This is a genomic window from Flavicella sp. (genome assembly GCF_029238425.1).
Lineage (GTDB): Bacteria > Bacteroidota > Bacteroidia > Flavobacteriales > Flavobacteriaceae > Flavicella.
Map to the genome: position 1 here is coordinate 46045 of NZ_JAQWGB010000190.1, position 21609 is coordinate 67653.

14 protein-coding genes are annotated in these 21609 nt (G+C 32.3%); 6 read left to right on the forward strand and 8 right to left on the reverse strand.

Going from position 1 to position 21609, the window contains the following annotated elements:
* Positions 1 to 7: 7 nt before the first annotated feature.
* From P8H68_RS12865 to P8H68_RS12875, 3 genes are all read right to left on the reverse strand, one after another.
* Positions 8 to 3175, reverse strand: a complete 3168-nt coding sequence (locus P8H68_RS12865) for a Z1 domain-containing protein (RefSeq protein ID WP_300325913.1) — start codon at positions 3173 to 3175, stop codon at positions 8 to 10.
* 8 nt (positions 3176 to 3183) lie between these two features.
* Complete coding sequence (locus P8H68_RS12870) at positions 3184 to 4689, reverse strand: ATP-binding protein (RefSeq protein WP_300325916.1); 1506 nt, start codon at positions 4687 to 4689, stop codon at positions 3184 to 3186.
* Positions 4690 to 4885: 196 nt separating this feature from the next.
* Positions 4886 to 5317 (reverse strand): hypothetical protein, encoded by a 432-nt coding sequence (locus P8H68_RS12875; RefSeq protein WP_300325919.1) that lies wholly within the window; start codon positions 5315 to 5317, stop codon positions 4886 to 4888.
* 1216 nt (positions 5318 to 6533) lie between these two features.
* Here P8H68_RS12875 and P8H68_RS12880 point away from each other — a divergent pair.
* Both P8H68_RS12880 and P8H68_RS12885 read left to right on the forward strand, forming a co-directional pair.
* Positions 6534 to 9416: an ATP-dependent helicase gene (locus tag P8H68_RS12880; protein WP_300325922.1), complete on the forward strand. Its 2883-nt coding sequence runs from the start codon at positions 6534 to 6536 to the stop codon at positions 9414 to 9416.
* Complete coding sequence (locus P8H68_RS12885) at positions 9406 to 11994, forward strand: hypothetical protein (protein ID WP_300325925.1); 2589 nt, start codon at positions 9406 to 9408, stop codon at positions 11992 to 11994. The genes P8H68_RS12880 and P8H68_RS12885 overlap by 11 nt, the downstream gene beginning before the upstream one ends.
* Before the next feature lie 357 nt (positions 11995 to 12351).
* On the opposite strand, the gene P8H68_RS12890 is transcribed toward P8H68_RS12885, so the two are convergent.
* Genes P8H68_RS12890 through P8H68_RS12905 form a run of 4 tightly spaced genes read right to left on the reverse strand, consistent with a single transcriptional unit; the run spans position 12352 to position 13899 of the window.
* A complete protein-coding gene (locus tag P8H68_RS12890; protein WP_300325928.1) occupies positions 12352 to 12525 on the reverse strand; it encodes a hypothetical protein in 174 nt (57 codons plus the stop codon).
* 6 nt (positions 12526 to 12531) lie between these two features.
* Complete coding sequence (locus tag P8H68_RS12895) at positions 12532 to 12741, reverse strand: hypothetical protein (RefSeq protein ID WP_300325930.1); 210 nt, start codon at positions 12739 to 12741, stop codon at positions 12532 to 12534.
* A gap of 5 nt (positions 12742 to 12746) precedes the next feature.
* Positions 12747 to 13142, reverse strand: coding sequence for a DUF5675 family protein (locus P8H68_RS12900; RefSeq protein ID WP_300325933.1), 396 nt, complete (start codon positions 13140 to 13142; stop codon positions 12747 to 12749).
* A 1-nt stretch (position 13143) separates the two neighbouring features.
* Positions 13144 to 13899, reverse strand: coding sequence for a hypothetical protein (locus tag P8H68_RS12905; RefSeq protein WP_300325936.1), 756 nt, complete (start codon positions 13897 to 13899; stop codon positions 13144 to 13146).
* Positions 13900 to 14043: 144 nt separating this feature from the next.
* Between P8H68_RS12905 and P8H68_RS12910 the strand changes: the two genes are divergently transcribed.
* A complete protein-coding gene (locus tag P8H68_RS12910) occupies positions 14044 to 14247 on the forward strand; it encodes a hypothetical protein (protein ID WP_300325939.1) in 204 nt (67 codons plus the stop codon).
* 35 nt (positions 14248 to 14282) lie between these two features.
* On the opposite strand, the gene P8H68_RS12915 is transcribed toward P8H68_RS12910, so the two are convergent.
* Complete coding sequence (locus P8H68_RS12915; RefSeq protein ID WP_300325941.1) at positions 14283 to 16475, reverse strand: alpha/beta hydrolase-fold protein; 2193 nt, start codon at positions 16473 to 16475, stop codon at positions 14283 to 14285.
* Between the two features lie 716 nt (positions 16476 to 17191).
* Between P8H68_RS12915 and P8H68_RS12920 the strand changes: the two genes are divergently transcribed.
* From P8H68_RS12920 to P8H68_RS12930, 3 genes are read left to right on the forward strand one after another with little or no spacing between them, the layout of a single operon-like run.
* Entirely contained in the window at positions 17192 to 18667 is a 1476-nt protein-coding gene (locus tag P8H68_RS12920; RefSeq protein ID WP_300325944.1) for a hypothetical protein, read from the forward strand.
* Positions 18668 to 18690: 23 nt separating this feature from the next.
* Positions 18691 to 20163 carry a hypothetical protein gene (locus tag P8H68_RS12925; protein ID WP_300325947.1) on the forward strand — a complete coding sequence of 491 codons (1473 nt, stop codon included), beginning with the start codon at positions 18691 to 18693 and terminating at the stop codon, positions 20161 to 20163.
* An 11-nt stretch (positions 20164 to 20174) separates the two neighbouring features.
* Positions 20175 to 21608 (forward strand): T9SS type A sorting domain-containing protein, encoded by a 1434-nt coding sequence (locus P8H68_RS12930; RefSeq protein ID WP_300325950.1) that lies wholly within the window; start codon positions 20175 to 20177, stop codon positions 21606 to 21608.
* The last annotated feature ends 1 nt before the right edge of the window (position 21609 follow it).

Here is a 21609-nt window from a genome sequence, read left to right on the forward strand (position 1 = left end):
CTTTGGGCTATTGTTCACTTAGTTGATATTCTTCTTCAATCTCCTTGTCAAATTCTTCAATCTCTTTTAACAAAGTTTTTTTCGTCCAGTCTAGGTCTTCAACATCAATATCATAACCTTGCTCTACTACATATGTTTTTAATTCATCTAGCGTCATGTCTTTAATTTCTGGGAATTCATGTTTAGTAATATAAACACCTCCACTAACTCCACTAACTTTAGGGAAACCTAAGGCGCACCCTATGAGAGGCAAGTCTTCAACCTCATTTAAGTTGTTTCTTAGTTTGTATTCTGTTAGCCTTTGATTTGTTAGTTCTATTTCTTCTAAACTAATTTTTCCTGATTTTTTTATATGGAAAACATCCTTTAAACTCATTAAATACACAACTAACAATCCAGTACTCTCATCCATTTGTTCACGGTACGCACTATCGGGTACCGATTTTTTTTCATTGTCTTTTCTACTTTTAAATATTTTCTCTGCCTTTTCTTTTTCATCTTTAGATAGTGTTACTGAAAAATCAGAAGGACTTATGATTGTACTATTTCTAGCTTTGAAAATATTATTATCGATTAAGGAAACAAAATTCCTATTTGGATTATTTTCAGGATCTTTTCCGATTGTAGGTCCAGATCTTTTTATCATAGGGACTTCATACGTTTTTCCATTACTGTCAAAAGTAAATACTTCACTTGTCTTTTTTGAAATCACTTTAAGGGCAATTTTCCACTTCAATAATTTGTTTTTATCTGCACAACTGTCTAAATATTCGTCTAATCCATTTGTGTCCAAATTTAACATTGTATTTGGTAGGGCTAAGAACTCTTTTAACCCTTCTTGGTCAGTATCATATGTTAAAAACCCATCAATAGAGTCATCCCAAATAAAATTATTAATATGTTTTTTTAAGTTTTCTTCAGAATTTTCTATTAAATTTCTATCAATTTTAAACTGTGTAGATTGTTGAACGGTATCACTAAAATCTAAATTTTTAATTGTTAACCCTTTTAAGAAATTTGTTCGTGTTAGTTTAATCACATCAGGATTGTTTTGTATCCATAATGTATAATCACGTGGTGTTCTATCATCAAGTTTCGATAAGTAATTGAATTTTTCTTCAAGATCCTCCATTGTTAAAGATGCCTGGTTGAACTTCTCTATATTGTCTGTTGTTGTAAATAACTTGCAACAATCTATATAGCCAGGTCGGTAACCAAACCATCTACCCATCTGCATCAAAGTATCGATAGTATTTGCTTTTCTTAAAAAATAATTGACTGTTAATCCCTCTAATGTAAACCCTCTTGAAAGTCTATTACCTCCAATTGCGATATATTTTTTTGGTTCATCTCCATATATTAAATTCTCTCCAGATTTAGAATTAACTGAAGGAATCTCGATGTTTTTAACCGCTTCGGTTAATAATACTTTAATGTCTTTATGAAAATCTTGTGGTGTTAAATAAGGGTCATCATATTCACTACTCAAATGATTTCTAATATTGTTTACTATATACGCATAATGCTTATTCCAAACACGTTCAAACTCCAACCAAACAGGAGCATCTAAACCATCATTATTTAAATTTTCAGTTAATTCATTTACATATTTTTCTACTAATCTTTTTAAACGGTCTTGCCAACTAGCAAACAATGATATATGAATCAACATTGTATGGTGTTTGTGATAAAAAGGTGTTTGTTTTAATTCAGACTCTCGATTTAGCCTAATAGCAATACTTAAAATAAAACACTGAATAGCTTCTTTTAGAGATTTTGGTATTCCGTCTTGTTCATTAGGATAGTTATCTCTTAAATTTGCTGCTCTTGTACCTGCTTTTTTTGCTATTGTTGGGAAATCATTTTCTTTATCAAACCTAGGTGGTATTTGCAAATAGTAATTAGGATCATCAATGTCAATAGGTCTTGCAACGATACTTTCTATCTTTAAGTTTTCAATCTCACCCTTTTTGTTCTTTTTTTCTATCCTTGTGTCAAAAAAATGTTTAATCCCTAAATAATTTGATGGCGGATATAAAAGTTCTATAAAATCATCTGGGAAAAGATTATCCACCATGTCAAATTCATAACTCTCCTTTTTATGTGTAAATTTATTTTTGGTTTCTGGTATTTCGTTTCTATCTTGTAACACATTTGCGAAAGGTGTAGCAGTATATCCCAAATATGATTTTCTAGTAAAAAGTTCTAATATAGAACGGATTTCTTTGTTTGTTCTTGTAGCAAATTCTTTCCCTTTGAACCCTAAATTATTTAATGACGCATTGTCCGCTTCATCATCAATTATTAAAATTGGTAAGTTTATTTTGGGGTGTTCTTCTGAGATTGATTCGTTTAACCACAAGAGTATATTCCTTAGGATGTATACGTTTTTTTTACAAATTAAAATATTTGTTGTATTGTATTTGTCAAAATCTGCTTTCAGTAAACTTCTGTTAAAATCACTTTCTATCGATGTAACAGAGGAAATAACGTTATTTTCGACATTATATATTTCGCCTACTCCAACAGCTATACCACCTGCTCTTTTGGGTCCTAAAACATCTAACTCAATTCTCTTTTGTGTTTGTATTCTAAGATCTTCCATCAGACCAGACAATACTATAATCATCTTATACCCTGTGTCGATAGCACTATTAATAACTCCATTAAAGTTGGCCGTTTTTCCAGATTGTACACTACCTACAACCATACCTTTTTTGTAGAATTCTTTCTCACTCGTTGGGTCTCCCAAGTTCTTGACAATATTTAATGTAGAGTCTTCTGTTTCGGATATAATGGTTTCAGATCTACCTATTTTTTTTAAGTACTTAAAATATCGTTCTCGGTATGTTTCACTAGAATCATCCCCCCATCCAATTTTTTTTTGTCTTTCATTAGTTAGCCATTCCGGAAACTTCTTCTTTAAAGTACTGCTTTTTTCAATTGTCAAAGGTGTTTTAGCTCTATGCTGTCTTTCTGCAATTGAATATTTCTCATCAAATCCTCCCGTATTTAATACCTCAGCATAACTAAGGAAATATTGACTCAGTGTTCTGATAAATTCTTTTGTTTTTTCTTTTAGTACTGCAGAATAAAAATCTTCTTTAATTAATCCTCCTTCTTTTAGTACTTGTTTTTTTTCATTATCAATATATTCAATAATTTGTTCAATCATAGCGGTTTTTATTCTATTAGTAATTTTGCAATTTTATCGGGGATGTTTTCGTTTGTGAATCCAAGTCCCTTCAATATCAGGTTGTAAATATCAGATTTTTTAACACCTTTTTTTAACACATTAATTATCGTAAGTTTTAATACATCTTCATCTATTGGCTCAGCTTCTTCAAAATATTCTATAAAATCAGTATCAACATGTCGTTGTTTATTGATAGTATGATTTATAGCTCGTAATAAAATGTGTAACTTTTTCTTTTGAGAACTATTTAAAATATCGTTGATTTCATTTAATAAAGGAAATTCATCATTGATAGAATAGAATACTCCTTTTGTTGTCTGTATTCTTTTTAATAAATCAATATTACTATGGTCAACAGTTCTCCTTTGCTTTAACCCTCTATTGTTATATTCCTTTTTAGCTTGTTCTCTTAGCTCTATTAAATACCTAAGTACACCTGTTTTTAATTCATAAGGTATTTCAATTTTTGATTTAGCAACATTCAACTGTAACTTATCATCATTTATATTCTCAAATTCAATTTTTAATCTTGCTAGCTTAAGTTTTGTCTCCTTTTTTATAATACCATTCCAACCTCCAAAAAAAATAATCCGATTCCCTCTATAGATATAGAGTCCTTCTAGATCCATTAAGTTTTTTTTTTGCGTAGTCCATGAATCTTCATTTTCAGTAGCTTCAACAGGTAATACATATGCATTCATTCTCAATACATCTTCCCCGAATTTCATTTCTTTTTCACCTAGGCCTCTTGCTACATCGCCGTTTGTAGAAATAAATGGGTCAAATGCTTCAACTCTCTCATTATTGATCCGTATAGATATAGCTCCTGTAGTCAGGTTCATGAATTTATGAAAGACAATACCTAAATATTCGGAAGTAACTGTGTTTATTTGTTCTTTGAAATGTTTGTATTGATTATCTGGATTGAGATAATTTTCAAACTTGTATAAGCCATCCCATATAACAATTGTATTTGGTGCGTAATTATCAAATGCCTTTAGGTGATTTTTTGACACCTCATTGTATTCTTGCAGTAACTCTAATATTTCTGTTTGATTATTTACTATAATACGCCATTTTCCACACTTTTTCAAATAATTAACATCCCAGGTTCTCCCATGAAATTTATCAGTTCCTTTTTCTCTTGAAAGTACAGTAAATTTTCTGGTTTGTGAAAAAGAAGCTGTTTTCATTCCTAAACCAAAACGTCCAAGATCTGTGACTTCACGTTTGTTTTCTACACTTTTACTTGGGAACATCATGTTTTCAGAAAGATGAACTTCGTTCATTCCTATTCCATTATCGGTTATAAAAACCTTTAATGTATCACCTGTGTTACTTGACATTATTTCAATATTACCAGCCTTAGCAGATATCGAATTATCTAATAAATCAGCAAGTGCCGTTTCAAGAGTGTAGCCTTGTTCCGCAATTGATTTGATTAAATGCTCTGGATTCGGAGAAGCATCTTCATACTCAATAGTTGTAACCATTTATCTTTGAATTTTTTCAGCTAAAGATATAAAGTTTTGCGAAAATACATTTAGCATTTCTCAATAAAAAGACAAAAATCTCTTTATTGATAGTGTGTTGGTTAAATTCTCTTATTAATCAATACTTACTTGAAAGCCTGATGAGCATTTTGAATATTCAATATTTGAAAATTCTCTTCCCTTTATTCTAGTAAAACTATTTGTTTATCAGTCTAAAAACATTAATTAAGTTATCCTCAATATATTTAATGATTTTCTTAATATCACTAATGACATAAAATTCACCAACCATTGAGCCATCTGCATACAAAAGATAAGTTTTCTCCTTGTTCCTGATTAAGCCTTCTGCAATTCTTAAGTTTACACCATTTACCGTCTTTTCAGCAATAGGATTGTCGTAATTAAATAGTTTTATTCGAATATCATCTTTCTCACGCCTAAAATGCTCCTCTACATTTCCATCAACATAATTAGCTTCAATTTCTTTTTGCAGTGTCTCTAATTTGTTTTTATCTAAGAATTCCCCCCTGATTTCATCTCCTAACAAGTTAATTGTCTTTTTAATTTCTAGTTTTAGTTGTTTAGATGAATTACCATTTAGGTTTTCTTTATATTTAGTTACATCCATACACTTTTGTCTATTTCTTGAAATTATATTTATTCAAAAATATAAAAATGCCTCTAGGTTTTTATGCTAAGTCAAAATCTTTTAGTATGAATGTGGTTTTAGTTGCCAGCACATTGCAGCTTGCTCCATTCGTACCTCACTCCTCAACTCCAAAGAGCTGTCGTTCTCGTCATGTAAATACAATCAAATCCTCCGTAATAAAATCTTGCTGAATTAATACCTGTTAGGTTACGCACCCATGGCACATTCCTTTTTTCGAAATTACAACAACTGGTATTTTAAATTATACTAATCTCGTACCCTGAGCCTGTTGCAGGGTCGTACCAAAAAAAGCAAAAAGCCATTCCATTCAGTTCATTTCTATCGGCATATTTTCGGCAAGTAAGCAGTGTGTTAGTTCCGTACGCCAATTCGGGGTTAAGCGGTCTCTCTCCTAAAGTCGTTCGGACGCACCTCCCTTTATTTTTCAAAACCACTGATTACTAAACTTGATTATTTCGTCACAAAAAATAAATCGGCGCTACTTTCTTATAGGGCACGCCCCTCGGGGGCAAAAACAAAAGTCTCACAGGCTTCTTTGCGGCTGAGGTTTCTTAATGTCAATCCAACAAACCATTACATTCATAACTCCCGTTTATACTCCATTGATCACCCTTCCCCGCTTTTTTGTTTTTGCCCCACGTCCTGGGCGTTGCCCCCTTGCTATTCGCAAGCATCCCCCTTCCTGCCGGAGGCATCGGCTTTTAAAATTTTAAGCAAGGTTACTGCACAAAAAAACACACCAAACAAAAATGGCATGTGTTTTTTTTTAATCAGCGTTGCGGTTGTTTGGCTTTGTTTTTTTAAGCAGCCATATAGCCCTTAAATTTTTAAAAGCATGGTATTGTTCTTTTTGCTAAAAAAATAAAAAAAGAAATAAAAAAATCATTAAGTTTGGTGTGAATAGCGCACGTTTAGTGTACTTAATCCACTAATAAAACGGTAAAACGCTACGTGATATAACATTATTACGTGTTGTATGCCATGCGAAAAAAGAGCCACCGCACAAATAGCACATTTGGTTTTTGCCGACACACTGGCAAACGCTGAAAAAACCAAAAAAGCTGTTTTTTAGCCAACGCTCGAAAATAAAATTATGTTAGAAGTCCGAAGAGGTATAGCAGCAAAAAGTTACGAAAACTCGTTTTTTAGGGAGTTTGCAAAGAACCTTTCTCAAATGTTTGAGAAATATAATATGGACGGCTTATTGGTAGGCAATTCTCAGTGCACTGTTGAAAACCGATTGCAAATTGACGCTCTTCTGATAACACAAAATGTTGTCTGTATTATAGATTTCAAAAATTTTGGTGGCGAAATCACTTTGCCTAGAACTTCCGATATTCTTTATGGAAGATGGACTGACAGTAACGGAGAAATGGTTAAAGGAGGAAGTTCTATCAACCCTTATTGTCAACTTAAAACACAACGCAAAAGATTTTATGATGTGTTTAAGTCAAGTATAGAGTCAAAACTGGCAAAAGACAACTACTTCAACCCTGGGCATACAGTTAGAATTGTCTGTTTTCAGAAAGAAATTCATCTAAACGGTGAGATTCCTCCAGAAGATGAAGTGAATTTCAAAATCATACATCATGGAAATTACTTAGAGAAGATCAAGGACATCATTGATGTTAATGATAAGGAGGTAAACTTAAAAAGAGATTCATATCAAAGTTTCATGAACGTTTTTGAAGCAGACACATTTGATTTAGAAGAATCTTATGGTAAAACATTTGAATACATCAACGAAGCATCTGAACTCAACTTTGAAGGGCTAAGAATTGATCAGAAATCTGCACTTAGCGAGTTTCGTTCTTTTTTAAAGGAAGATGAAGAGAGAGTTTTTATTCTCCAAGGTACATCTAATAGTGGCAAAACACATTTGATTCCATTTTTAAAAGATTTATCATTTGAAAACGGAATATCACAAGTTGAGATTCTGGCTCCATCAAGTAGAATCGCCAATAATCTTGTTAGTAAAATTGATGATATAGGCAGCCTATATTCTTACATATATGGTGGCAATCAAATTTCAGAACATGAAGAAGGTGATGATGATACTGAACAAGATGACAAAGAAAAAAATAGAATTGATATTGTTCCCTTGAAAAGGTCTGATAATGAAGATAATGCACTGTTTATTATTGATGAATCTCAATTAATTTCAGATAGCTACCACCAATCCATGGATTTAAGGTTTGGTTCAGGTTATTTGCTAAAAGACTTCATAAAGTTCTTGAATATAAGTGAATCAAAAAGAAAGGTCATTTTTATAGGGGATTGTTATCAAATTTCATTGGGTAAACCAAATGAAAATCCATTGTCAACCACATATCTAAATGAAAAATACGAGTTACAAGTACGAGCTTTTCAGTTAGATGATAATCCTGATAGAAATATAATCTTGGACAATGCCCTTTCTTGTGTGTCAGGTTTACGTCAAAACCTGTTTAATAGATTGGCATTCAGTTTTTCTAAGAGTTTTTATCACACCGAAAAGGAAGAGGTTAAGTCAATTATAAAGCAATACTTTGATAATTCAATTGATGTCAAATTTTTGACCTATACAAATGAAGAGTCGCAAAAGGTAAATTTATGGATTAAAAAAGTTATCCTTCAAAACAGTGAGGATTTATCTATTGGCGACTTACTTCTTTTAAACAACAATATCAGTACTGAAGAGGTTGATAACCCCTTTTCGAAGCCTCAAAAGGTATATAATGGTCAGTTTTTTATTTGCGAATCAAGTGGAGATTCTTCGATAGAAAAAGTTGAATTGAAGAGTAGTAAAACTGTGGAACTCAAATTAAGAGAGTTAACAGTAAAACTTTTGGGAAAAGGGGTTACTGTTCAACTTTTAGCACTTGAAAATTATCGAAATAATCCCAAAGGAGAACTCTCAGAAGATGAAACTATTGCTATCAAAATATTACTAAACAGAGAATTAAGAATTCTACAAGAGAAAAATCCTTTTGAGAAATCTTCTCTATACCAAAACTTAATTAACTCTGAGGAATACAAGTCCAAAGAGTTAGAAATATCAGATTTGAAAAAGCTTTTTGATTCAAGAGAAAAAGTTAAAACAAGGTTGGAAGCCGAAGAAAGACAACTAAGGGTTTTGACCAATAAAATAAAAAGAAAATACAGGGTTGAATTGGAAAGGGAATTGATGAAGAACCCTTCATCTAAATACTACAAAATAAAGAACCTTGCATTGTTAAGGTTTGGATGGGCGATGAATGTTCATAAAGCTATGTCCTACAAATGGGATAATGTGATATTCAATGTTGATTGGAATGGTGGTATAGCTAATGCTTCTTATTTTAAATGGTTATATACAGGGGTTACAAGAGCAAAAGAGAAAATTCATTTATTGAATTATGAAGGTATATGTCCTACTCTAAAGACTGAATTTAAAGATATAGCGACTGATTCTGCTGTAAAAAAGGATTACTACGTCATAATTGATAAGGATAAGCAACTTACAGATTCCGACAATGAAATTCTGAATCGAATACACATGAATGATTCTGATAATAAAGAATTAGTAGTAGGGCTTTATAAAACGGTTGAAACCAAGATTTTTTCAAGAAATCTAACTATTAAAGCCATAGAGCATCCAAATTATCAGCAAGTCTATACACTTTCCGATGGTACTAATGATGTTAAAATCAGATTTTATTACGATGGAAAGCTTCGGGTAAAAGCACCTACCATACAAAGCGGAAATAACCAAGATTTCAACAAGTTAGTACTGGATATTCTAGTAAAAAATCGGAAACTAAATGACTTCTCAATAATTAAAGATTCTTGGAGAAGAGAGTTTTATGAACTTTTGGAAAGACAGTTTAATACAAATGGACTTTTTATTCAAAGTATAATTCAAAACCCATATAAAGACTTTGTAAGTGTCTCTTCAGAAAATGAGGAAAGTATAGATTTTGATGTAAACTACAATGGTGATGGCTTCATCAGCTCAATCCTTGCGAGGCAATACTCAGATGAAAATTTATGGGTTCAGTTGATGGAATTTGTAAAAAAATCAAATCATGGAGAATAGTGATGTCTTTGATATTAGAAAGGAAGCAAAGGATTTAAGAGGTCAATCTAAAATCAATAAGTTGCTTGAAGGAGCCGGAATTGCTAACAATATTTTCCGAAACGGTGAAGGTGATGAATGGACTAAGAAAGCTTTAGCATGGGTACTGATTGATCTGGTAAAAGAGTTCATTTCTTTGGGGGATATTAGTAATGCAGAACAATATTATAATCAGCTTCTCCAAATTGATTTTTATGAATCAGACGATATAGTTTCAAATCAAATACAGTTTCTAAAACCTAAAATTGATGTTCAGTACAAAGAAATAAAGCAAGCAGAAGATTTAAGTAAAGCGAACAAACATTCAGAGGCATTCAGCCTGATGAAACAACTGATAGCATCAGGTAAATTAAAACCCATGCATAATGAATCTTATGGATGGATAATTTACCGTTATATTAAATCTGAAATTAATACGCTTGATTCTGTCAGTGTACGAAAGTATTTGTGGGACTATATGAATCTTAAAAATGATAGACCTTCAATGCTCCATTCAATGATTTTAAACTTTGGGCTTAACTATTCTAAAGAGCACTCAGATTTTAATTTATTGAACTTCTTTAACCTATGGAGACCAGGAAATCTGAGATATGAGGATAAGACAAACTCTGAACATGAAGGGAATAATATACCCTCACTTATATCTAGGATTTGTAGAGAATTAATTGATAAAGACTATTCATTTGATGTTGCTGAATTTATTGATAAGGTAAAATTTGAAAGTTCAGACTGGGGTTTCTCCTCTTACGAGACGATAGACTTATTAAGAGAACCGTTTTTTTGGAAGACCTATAATTATCAAAAGACTAAACAATGGGATGAACTATGGAAATCTTTTGATTTTTATGTTGAGAATTATTCTATAGCTCCAGCTTCAGAATGGCATTCAAAAATTTTAAGTCTTGCAGAAAGAAATATGACAGAAGTAAATGCTTGGAGATTTTTTGATTTTTTCAAGGGGTGGAATCCCAGCCTCCTTACTTCGCATGATTGGAAAGATGTTGAAAAGGATGATAAAACCTATAAGTCCATAGGTGTAAAAGCAGTGAAAAAGGCTTTTGAGCATTTAAAAACAAATCAAGAAACTGATTTAAACTGGTTGATTAAGGCGTATGAAGAAGGTGTAAATAAGTGTCCAGAAAATGAATGGCTAAAAAGAGAATTAGCGATCCTATATGAAAAGGACGGAGATATTGATAAATCAATCACTATATATAAAGAACTAGCACTTGAATTATATGATAAACCATATTATTGGAACGAATTTTCAAGCTTAGTAAAGAATAATGAAGATCTGCATTTGTCAATGCTCTGTAAGGCAGCTTTGATTGAACAAAATGATGATTTCCTTGGGGATGTGCGTTTAGCGTTAGCTGTTGTTTTCGAAAGGAAAAATTTGATTCAGGAGGCAGGAATCGAGCTAAATCTATATAAAGAAAATAGACAAAAAAATCAGTGGAAAATCGGTACTGATGTTGATGAGCTGACATCAAAAATAAAACTTGTAGAAGGTAGTAATACTGAAAAGTATAAAGAACTCAAAGGAATGGCTGAAGAGTTCGCTTTCAATGATCTTCCTTGGATTGCACTTGTATATATTGATAGCTTCAAAGATAAAAAAGGAAGAACAAGATGGGGGTTCTCAGACGGAAAGGGAATAGAAATATCTCCCTTGAAGAAGTTTTTCAATCTCAAAAACCTCAATTTAGGTAAGGTGCTCAATTTTAAACTAAAGGAAACGACTAAGGAGATTGATGACTCAAAGAGCTACTGGCTACCGTCAAAAAAGATTAAAGAATATAATCCACTTATATACAGAATCACGGAATTAGAAAAATGGTCAACTTTTGAAAATGAATATGCGATTGTTGATTACATCAACCAGGATAAGAATGTAATTCATGCAATAACTTTCTCAAATCAAGAAATCTTCTTTAAATCGAACCCAAAAGACTTCAAGAAAAACGATCTTATATCTGGCAAAAGAATTCGGAAAAAAGATGGTGATGCTTTCAGAGTCAAGTTGGTGAATATCCAAAAGGAGCCAAACAATAAGGCGATATTTGAAATTGAGCCAAAAATCGCTGTTGTGGATGGTGTCAATCATTCCAAATCACTGTTCCATTTTGTAGTCAATTCCAAAATTGATGGAATTGTAAGGTTCAATGAAACCGAATTACGACCCAGTGAAGGTGATTTTATAGAGGTGCGACTTTTGTCGAAAAAGGATAAGAAGAAAGGAATAGTTCGCTTTAAGGTTATTACCATTGATAAAACGGAAAAAATAAATGATAGCTTACTAAAAGCTACGACTGGAGAAATTGAGCTAAAATACAAATCGAATTACGGCACAAGAGAATATTACGAGCTAGATGAGGAAGAAAAAAACAGTTTAAGTGCAGATTTTGCCTTCATGGGTGATTTTTATATTCCTCAATTCTTACTTGAAAAACACAATATAAAGAGTAATTGCTTTGGCAAGATAAAAGCTATTAATGATGGTAGTAAATGGAAGGTCTTAGACTTGGAAATACTGTAATGCTTACCCTTCTCAGTCATACATATTGCCAAGTTGCTCAATGCCAATGCGTAATCCAAAACTTACCAAAGAGCATGTCTGCCAACCGTACAGTGGTAAACCGACACAGCCTGCTACAAAAGGAAAAATGACATGGGCATACAATACTGTATATAGCCAATAGGGCTTTCGGTGGGTTAAGAAAGTTTGGTGGTTATCTGAAACACCGCCAAGCTAAAATTTTGATATTTAAACAAAGTAAATTAAATAAAAAAGTTTAGCTCGGCTCAGTGGCAAACCAATACTCCATCTGTATCAAATACCCTACTGCCCATATACTAAACGTTGACAATAATCCAAAAGAAGCAAGATCACCTGCTACTTTTGGATTATTTTTTTCCAGAGAATATTAAGTAGGAGGGATACAATAAAACTTACAATAGCACCAATAGCTGCACAAACGATTGTTGCAATGAGTTGTTCTGTATGTATGCCTAAAACGGTACTAAAAAATGTACCTCCCAAAAAACCAGCCTTTAGATTTGAGTCCATAAGGTTCTAATTTTTTCCTTCAACAACCGCTTGACTTACCGCCGTAGCCACAGTTCCTGCAACAGCAACATACGTTGCGATACTTATAAGTGCAGCAGGTAATACAACAGGTGCCGCCAAAATAGCTCCACTAGCAGCTGCCAATGCAATTCCAATATTTCTTAATCTTCTAAAAAAAGAAGGAGTTCGTTTTTGATATCGTTCATGTAGTTTCATAAGTTCTAAGATTTAATAATGAGTTGTACGGTTTCTTTTTTGTCAAAGGCTTGATAACACAAAGCAACTAACTTTTCAAGCTGAGGTTTGCTATACAGTCCTTTTGCAACACCTGTTAGGTAGCTTACAGGAGCAAGGCAGCCTTTCAGTTCTTTTTGAGCATCATTCGCAGGGTGCAATAAAATTAAGCTTCTGTTTTTTACACCATTCACCAGTAGATGGTTCTTAAACTTTTTCGAATACCTTGGTGTCAACGTATAAGTGCCCTCTGGTATACATGATTTGTATTTTATATTATTTAGGTAAGGGAGCTCAATGATAAAACAGAAGAAAATATCTTTATAAAAGAGAGCACCATGAGTGCCCTCCTTTAAATAGGTTCTATGTAAGGTGAATACCATACTAGACTTTTTCTGCTAATGTAACTGCCATAGCATTGTAGGATCCGTTTTTCAAAGGATACATCTCTCCATTTACTTCCTGGTAAAACTCAATACTCACCACCTGTACTATTGGCAATAATGAATTCGCATTTGTTGAGGTTGTAATTTCAATGTTTGCAGTCTCTACGGAATCATAAGGCACTATACCTGTTTCATCTATTTCTGAAGTAAAGGTTTCATTTTCAAAATCCAATTCAGCTGTACACAACGAAATACGATAATGAGTTGTTCCTGTTGGTCCGACAATTGCACTTGTCGGAATGAATTTCGAGATATTCAATTTACCATCACCACTTACTCGATCAAAAGTAGATACATAACTTGCGAACAAGGTAGAGGCAAGTTTTGCGTTGATATTGAATTCAAAATTCTTCAACATACTTACCACACCATCTTGTACAGTTCTTAAACCACGAGCATTTGTAGTGTCTGTTTTGATGATTTTAAGTAATGCAGCTGTAAGTCTACCAACCAATCTTTTGTCCTTTGCTCTTTGTAATAACGTACGAATCGCAATTCTCAATAATTTTCCTGCCTTACCGGCTTTTCCAAATTCAGAACCATTTTCTCTTGTTCTTTGGAATGCCGGATCTGAAGCAATTCGTTTTCCATCTATACCGCCTTTTGCACGTGCTAGATGTCCATCTCCACTTTTGTAAAAAGAAATATCTCCGATAGTTCCTTTTAATTTGATAATACCTGTTTGTTTAGCCATGATAAAATGTTTTTAAGTTTCAACAAAACACCGTATTTTTAAGTAAGGTTTCAAATTTCGCATGGCACCCAATCCGAAAGACGTTATTAATACCGATAAAGTATATGTACTCCATACCAAAGGCATGGATAAAGTATGAGAAACATGAAAATAGTAAGAGCTTGCATATATCCAAAAGACATCCAATGCATCACTGGAAGAAGTGAACGATATGGAAGAAAACTATTGAATAAAATAAAAGTGTACTTCGGCAAACAACCTCACCAATTTATTACTGCACAAGAGTTCTCGGAATATAGTGGCATCAATCAAGAAATAATAAACGATTATCTAGATAAAGTTTCTTAGCTCTTAATATAGACTCTCTTTCTTTTGTAAAGGAATTAGTCTGATTGTTCGAAAAAATGCATTAAAATGGTTTCCAATTGAGGTTTCCAAGCTTTCCAGTCATGGTTGCCTTTTTCAACTCTATCAACCTTTAGATTATAGTTTTTATCATTTAATATTTTAATCATTGGTAGATCTTGATTCTCGGTGTCGTCACCTGTACCATAGCTTAGATATATGTTTAAATCTTTTTTAGTCGTGTATTTAAAGCAGTTGTAGATTTCTGGACAGGGGTGAAAAGCAGGAGATTGCATTATAATATTTTGAAAACTATCGGTTGCTTGTGCGCCAATATAAGCAGAAACCAAGCCGCCAAATGAATATCCCATCATACTTCTATCTTTTTTAAGCATACTGATAGGATATTTTTTTTCAATAAATGGCATAAATTCTTTTTTGAAAAAATCAACAAATTTTGGGTTACATAAATACAATTCTTGACGGATCTTTTCTTGTTTGTTGTTTAAATCTTTAGGCGTCACAAAAACCGCTACAACCGGATTTATTTTCTGGTTTGCAATTAGACTGTCTAAAAGTTGAGGAAGTTTACCTCCATGGATATAAGAGTTTCCATCGTGTATGTAAATAACTGGAAGTTTTGAAGTGATAAATTCTGTAGGGGGTAAGTAAACTCTAAAAGGTAACTTTCTGTTTAGGATCCGTGACTTAAAGCCATCGTTACGTGATAAGCTTCCCTGTAGTTGATTTGATTGGACGTTGTTTTTTGATTCCTGAAATACTTTTTTTGCTTTTCGCTTAAAATAATCTACTTTTTTTGAGGGTACTTTTACAGGAAAATCTATGATAGTTTTAGCCAAATGATTGGCCTTTGATGAATTGTTTGTTTTTAGGTATAAGTTTAATAAATCCATTCTTGCTTCATAACGATAAGGTTCTGCTAGCGAATTGAATTTATAAAGTTCTTCCGTTCGTTTGATATTCCCTTTTCGATAATATAAATGTGCTAATTCACGACCAATACGAGGTGCAGAGGTTTGTATAAGCCTTTCTTCTAAAAAAGGAATGGCATCAACCTTATTGTTGTCCATTATTCTAGCTAGTTTTAGATCATGGTACAGGTTAGAATCAAAAGTTCGGTGCAAAACAACCATAGAATCAATCATTTTGCTTTTTTCTTTATGGCTGTAAAACTCATTAAAGGTTTTTCGATTTGAATTATTGGAATGGATTTCTTTAATAGTAAAAACACAAAGGAATAAAAGTATGATCTGTGTGATTGTTTTAGGTAAGGACATGGTTATTTTGGTTTTACGAAATTCTCCGAAGGTTGCTAAAAGAGATAACGCAAGGAAAAATAGTGTCATAAGGGATAGGTTAGTTATAAGGTTATTAAATAATGCACATATTAATAGGTTCGCCAAAATGGCAATGGCATATCGAGTATTCTTGTTGATGGTGGATGCTATAAACAAACAATAAAGTAGAAACATCAAAAGAATTAAAAATGGAATACCCAATTCAACTGCAATGAGCAAATAATCATTGAAAGGTGTAAATTCATAAGTTGCATTCTTTATTTCGTTCCACGGTCTGTCTTTGTTTTCAAAATATTCGACTTTTGATTTATTATACACTTTGGCAAATGAAAAGGTTCCATGACCTATCAAAGGCTTTTTTAAGATTTCTGTGATTGTAATTTTTGCGGCAAACAGCCTACCGTCTACGGAATCAGGTTTTAAATTGTAGAGCAGTTTTGTACCCACAATCATCATAACAATTAGAAGCCCGAATAGAATTCCAGATGTAAGTTTATGTAAGGATTGTCTCCTAGTTTTAAAACTCTTTGAAGTTAGCATGAGGGTGACTATAGAAACTAAAAAGCCCAACCAAGCTCCTCTAGATTGTGTATTGATAAAACAGAACATTAAAATAATTCCTGGAATTGTAAGGAATAGGATATGTTTCGTTTTGAGATATCGTTTTTGTAAGAAAAGGATACAACATATTGAAGTAAGACATACTCCTAAAAAAGATCCTAGAATATTTGGCGAATAAAAAGTACCTGTAAGCTTGAAAAAAGGATTGCCAGAGGTCATTGTTTTATTGTATTGTAAAAAAACAACAGCAGCTTGAGTCAATCCAGCCAAACACATTAATAATACAGTCCAGAAATAAAATTTATGTTGTGTTTTGTTGAAATAACTTCTAAAAGTGGCATAGAGTAACAAATAAAAAGGAACAAAAATAAAGAGTTTGTTGTTATGCGATTCAAACCCAAAAGTGATATGGAGGAGAATAAGGATTGAGAATAATAGTAAAATTAGAATGTCTACATAGTTTAAAGAAAACTTATATATTTTTTTTAGGGAGATAATTGCCCAAAAACCAAGGGTAACAATAAATAATGTTTTGGAAGAGAAGAATGTATTTTTATTTCCAAGAAACGAAATAAATAAAAGCATTGAGCAAAGTATAATGTTTTGGTTTTGTTTTAAAAAATCTATTGTTTTATTCATTACTGATACTTAAGTTATGGATTTATTTGAAAATGATTATTTCATAATTTGTGCTTGTAAATTATTCCATTGTTTCATGTAGTTATCCATTATTATCAAAAAATAAAATTGAAATAAAATTGATTTGATAATTATCGAACTAGTCAATTAGATTTTATTGCATGAATTGTTACTTCTTATAATAATGTTTTTAAAATGCTGAATTAAAGAGGTTAGACTTTACAATGTAAAGTAAATATCTATTTAAAAATAATTGATTTTATTACTTTGTTTTACTACTTCATTATAAATAACGATAGGTGGTTCTAGTTATAATTAGTGAGTTTATACTGTGTGGATTGTGATAGTTTTGTGCCAAGACTAAAGAACAAATGAGATTACTTTTTAAAGTTTTTACTTTCCTTTTTTGTACTTTTTTGTACAGTCAAATGAATGTTGATAATCAGATTGATTTAGGTATTGAAGATGTTATTGATACTTATAGAATCAATTTCAAAAATGAAAAGCAAAAGGCTGCCTTGTTTTTATTCAAGAATATGTCGATTCATAAAGGAATAAATTATCGATGGCTAAATAATGAAAATGAAATTGTTTCTTTTTCTGAATTGAATTATTCTGATATCGAAGTTGCCGTTGCTGCATTTAATAAGTTGAAAGATACTGTTCATTTACATCCTCAGGTTTATGAAGCAATGGATACGGATGAATTAAATGGTAAGTTGTTTTACAAGAATATCGAATTGGCGTTTGAAGAGTGGAGAGGTAACTCATGGTCTCAGAACTATGATTTTGAAACCTTTTGTGAGTATATCTTGCCTTATCGTAGTTTAGTAGAGCCTCTGGAGGATTGGAGAGAAGAGTATAGATTCATTTTCAAAAGTGGTTTGGCAGAGGTTTCAGGTTCTAATGATCCAGTTGAGGTAATTTCTAAAGTTATTTTAAATCTTAAAGATTATCGGTTTTTAGCAAATAGACCAGATCCAATTCCAATTTTGAGTCCGAAGCAGTTATTATTCAGGAGAGCAGGAGCTTGTCCTGATCTTTCAAATTTAGCCCTGTTAGCTGGAAGGTCTATTGGCTTAGCTGTTACATTTGATTTTACGCCGCATTATGCAGCTTCTTCCAACCGTCATTTTTGGAATTCTATCATTGATCAGAATGGGAACTCTATTCCTTTTAACGGTAATTCTTATGGAAATACAGATGGGTTACCATATGCGTATCACCCACAAAAGGAAAAAAGAGTAGCAAAAGTATTTAGAAAAACATTTTCAATTCAAACTGAATCTGTTGGGTTTAGATATGAGAACTTGATTCCTTCATCTTCTTTTTTGACAAGTAAAAATATAATTGATGTTACTAAAGAATATGTTAGTACAGGAGAAATCGTAGTAAATACACTTCCAAATTTAAACTACAATACGGGGTTTATCAATGTATATAATTTTGGTAAATGGAGGAACGTAGACTGGGCGCTAAAGGAGCAGCAGTATTATGTGTTTGATGATCTTGGAAAGGAAATTGTGTATTTGCCAAGTGTTTATGATGGAGATAAGATGCATTATTATCATTACCCAATTCTCTTGAGTAATGAAGGGAAATCTCAAGTTCTAAAGCCGGCATATAATGACTCTTTTAATTTTTGTTTTGATTTAAACAATAGTAAATACAACCCATTTGGCAAAGAGCATAACTCAGTAGATATCCAAAATGATGAAATCTATAAATTAATGGTATGGGACAAGGAATGGAAAGTGGTTTCTACTTCCGTTGCATTTTCTAAGAAACTTCTATTTGAAAAAACACCTGATAATGGATTGTTTTTAGTCCTTTCAGAAACGAGGAATGGATATGAACGGATTTTTACAATAAACAAAACAACAAATCAAATAACCTGGTATTAATGTTAATGAAAGAGAGATAAATCATGAAAAAAAGAAAGTATTTAATAAGCTTGTTTTTGCTAGGATGTATGGCAAGTATTACAAGTCAAAACATCAGAACATATGAGGTGTTTAATATGAGAAAGTTAGACGCATTATTGAAATTAAACGAGTCCCAAAAGCAAAAAATAAATTTGGTCTTTGAAAAAAGGAAAAAAGATTTTTTAACAACGGAGGACTGGTATGAAAGAAGAGATATTAATGGAGTATGTTTTACAGAAATATTAGTAGAGCTCTCAAAAGAACAAACCAACCTTTTGATCAGTCAGTTTTTGCCAAAACAATCAAATAATAAACCTTACTACAGTTTGATAGATAAATTTCCTAAGTCTTATCAACCTGTTCTAATAAATAAACTTAAGGAATTAGAGGATAAAGAAGGGTATTTGGCCGCTCGATATGTTTTTGACCCTTATACGATGCAAGAAAAAGCGGCCCCATTAATCCAAGAGAGGTATAAGATATTGAAAGAGGAACAAATTCCTTTAAATAAAGCAATTGAAGTTTCAATGAAAAAGAGCAATTGCTTAAACACAGAAAGTTCATTGATCTCGCTGTTAAAAGAATATGAATTTTATGTACAACTAGATCAGTTTGAGGCGGGGGATAGAGATCATTTAGAGAATATTGTTTCTAGTGAAGGTTTCTTGATTTTGGAAGAACAATTGTCTAGATGTGTGGCAGAGAATTCCCTTAAATATTTAGGGAATTATTATGTAGGTCAAGATTCCATTACGCAAACTATAGTGTTTGAAAATATTTATACCAGTTTTCTTTTGGATTATCAAAAGGCAGCTAATGACAATAAATCAATGGATATTACAATGTTTAGCTTCAAGCCTTTTGTAGTAGCAAAAGAAGTTTTGGAAAATAGAAAATCCGAGCTGCTAGCCCTTTCGAAAAAAAATGAAGAACAACGATTTTTTAAGAATGCAGAAAAAATTGGGATTCCTTATGAGAAAGCCAAAAAAGTATTTGACCTGATTTCTCAACGGGATGCTGAGATTAAGGCGTATCAAAAGTTTCAAATGAAAAAAGCTACTGAGTATTCTTTGTCGGTTATAGGAGATTCTCAGGTAAAGACTCCATATCAAGTAAGATTAGGATATGCAAAAGACTTAGCAGGTATATTAACATTAAAGGAATATGAAACGTTGTTGTTGCATAATTTTAACAAATCGGCTTCTTCAAAAACCAAAGAACAGATAATAAACTTTTTAGGAGATCAAAATTTGGAGGAACAGCAAAAGAATAAATTGACAAGACTCGTGTACGATTATAATTTAGAACGTGATGTAACAAAGTCTTATTATAGTTATGATAGAACATTACAGCAACAGAAGTTAGGTGCTGTAACTTATCGTTTTGAAAAGAAGCTTGCAAATATGGCTAAAGAAATGGATATACAAATTGGAGGAAATAAGGCAGTTGATAACAATACTTTTCTATGGAACTAATAAAATTTAAGATGATCAAAAATTACACCCACTTTATTTTTTTCTTGGCGCTCTGGAGTACAATAACTGCGCAAGAACAAACACAATGTGATAAGAGTGTTCAGTATACTGTTAAGCTTTTAGAGAGTAAGTCTTCTTTAATAGACTATAAGAAATTGTATGATACGCTTTTACCTTGTGCAGATATGGGGATTGTGGAAGCTCAAAATTATATCGCAATGTTTCATTTAAACGGTTTAGGTGTCCCTAAAAATAATGAATTGGCTTTTAGGTATTTTGAAGAAGCAGCTAAGAATAGTTTTGCTGTAGCTCAATATAATCTGGGAAGAATGTATAAATATGGATTGGGCTGCGAGATTAACTTTGTAAAAGCAATTGAGTGGTTTGATAAGGCAACTTCAAATGGACATTCTAGAGCAGCTTTTGCACTTGGTTATATGTGTTTTAAGGGGTTTGCAGTTGATCAAGATTATCAAAAAGCAATAGCATGGTTTCAAAAAAGCAATGATGTAATGGCAACACATTATTTAGGTATCTGTTATTATTTTGGGTATGGAACACCTGTAAATGAAGAAAAAGCCATAGAGCTTTTATTAGATAATCCGATAGAAAACAGTAGACTTTTACTGGCTTATATAGCATCAAACAAACAAACAAAAAGAGAGTGCGAGGTGATTGCTTCCTTGCAAAAGAGTACCGATACGGAAGAGCTAGTGTCTGAATTTGTAAATAAGGAAAATACAAGTGCCACTAAATTGGTTGAGAAGAATGATTTATTGAAAAACTGGCATGGTAGTTTGGTGAAGTACGATTGGTCTGGCCAAAAGGTATTGAGTGTATCCCCTATGGAGTTAGTAATTGAAGAGAACGCTGATTTATTAAAAGTTGTTTTGAGTTCTAAGAAAGGCACTGTTGAAACCAATGCCTTGTGGCAAGAAGAAACCTTGTATTTACAAAATATGAAGCTAGAGTTAGATTTGTTGTATCCAGAGCCAAATCAAGGAGAAAGTATGCAGTATTCTTTAATGTCTTTTAGTTTAAAAGAAAAAGAATTCAATAATAAAACGTTTTTGGTAGGGGCTGTAGATTCTTATTTGCAAGACTGGCAGGAATATGGAGAGCCTATGCAAATCATATTGTCAGCAGATGGTGTTGTAGATGAAGAGGAAATAGCAGCACTCCAAAATCAAGAAGCTCAGTTTATCAAATTGTATCCGGTTCCTTTTAAAGATGATTTATTGATCCAATACAAATTAGAAGAGGAAACCAATGTTTTAGTCGAATTGACAAGTTATTCAGGAGACATAAATATAACCATAGATAAAGGGGTAAAACAAGTTGGAAAGCAAGTAGTACGTACTTCTTTAGAAATTCCAAAGGGTATGTATATACTTAAAGTAAGTACAGATAGCAAGAAATATTCACGAATGATAGTTAAAGAATAAA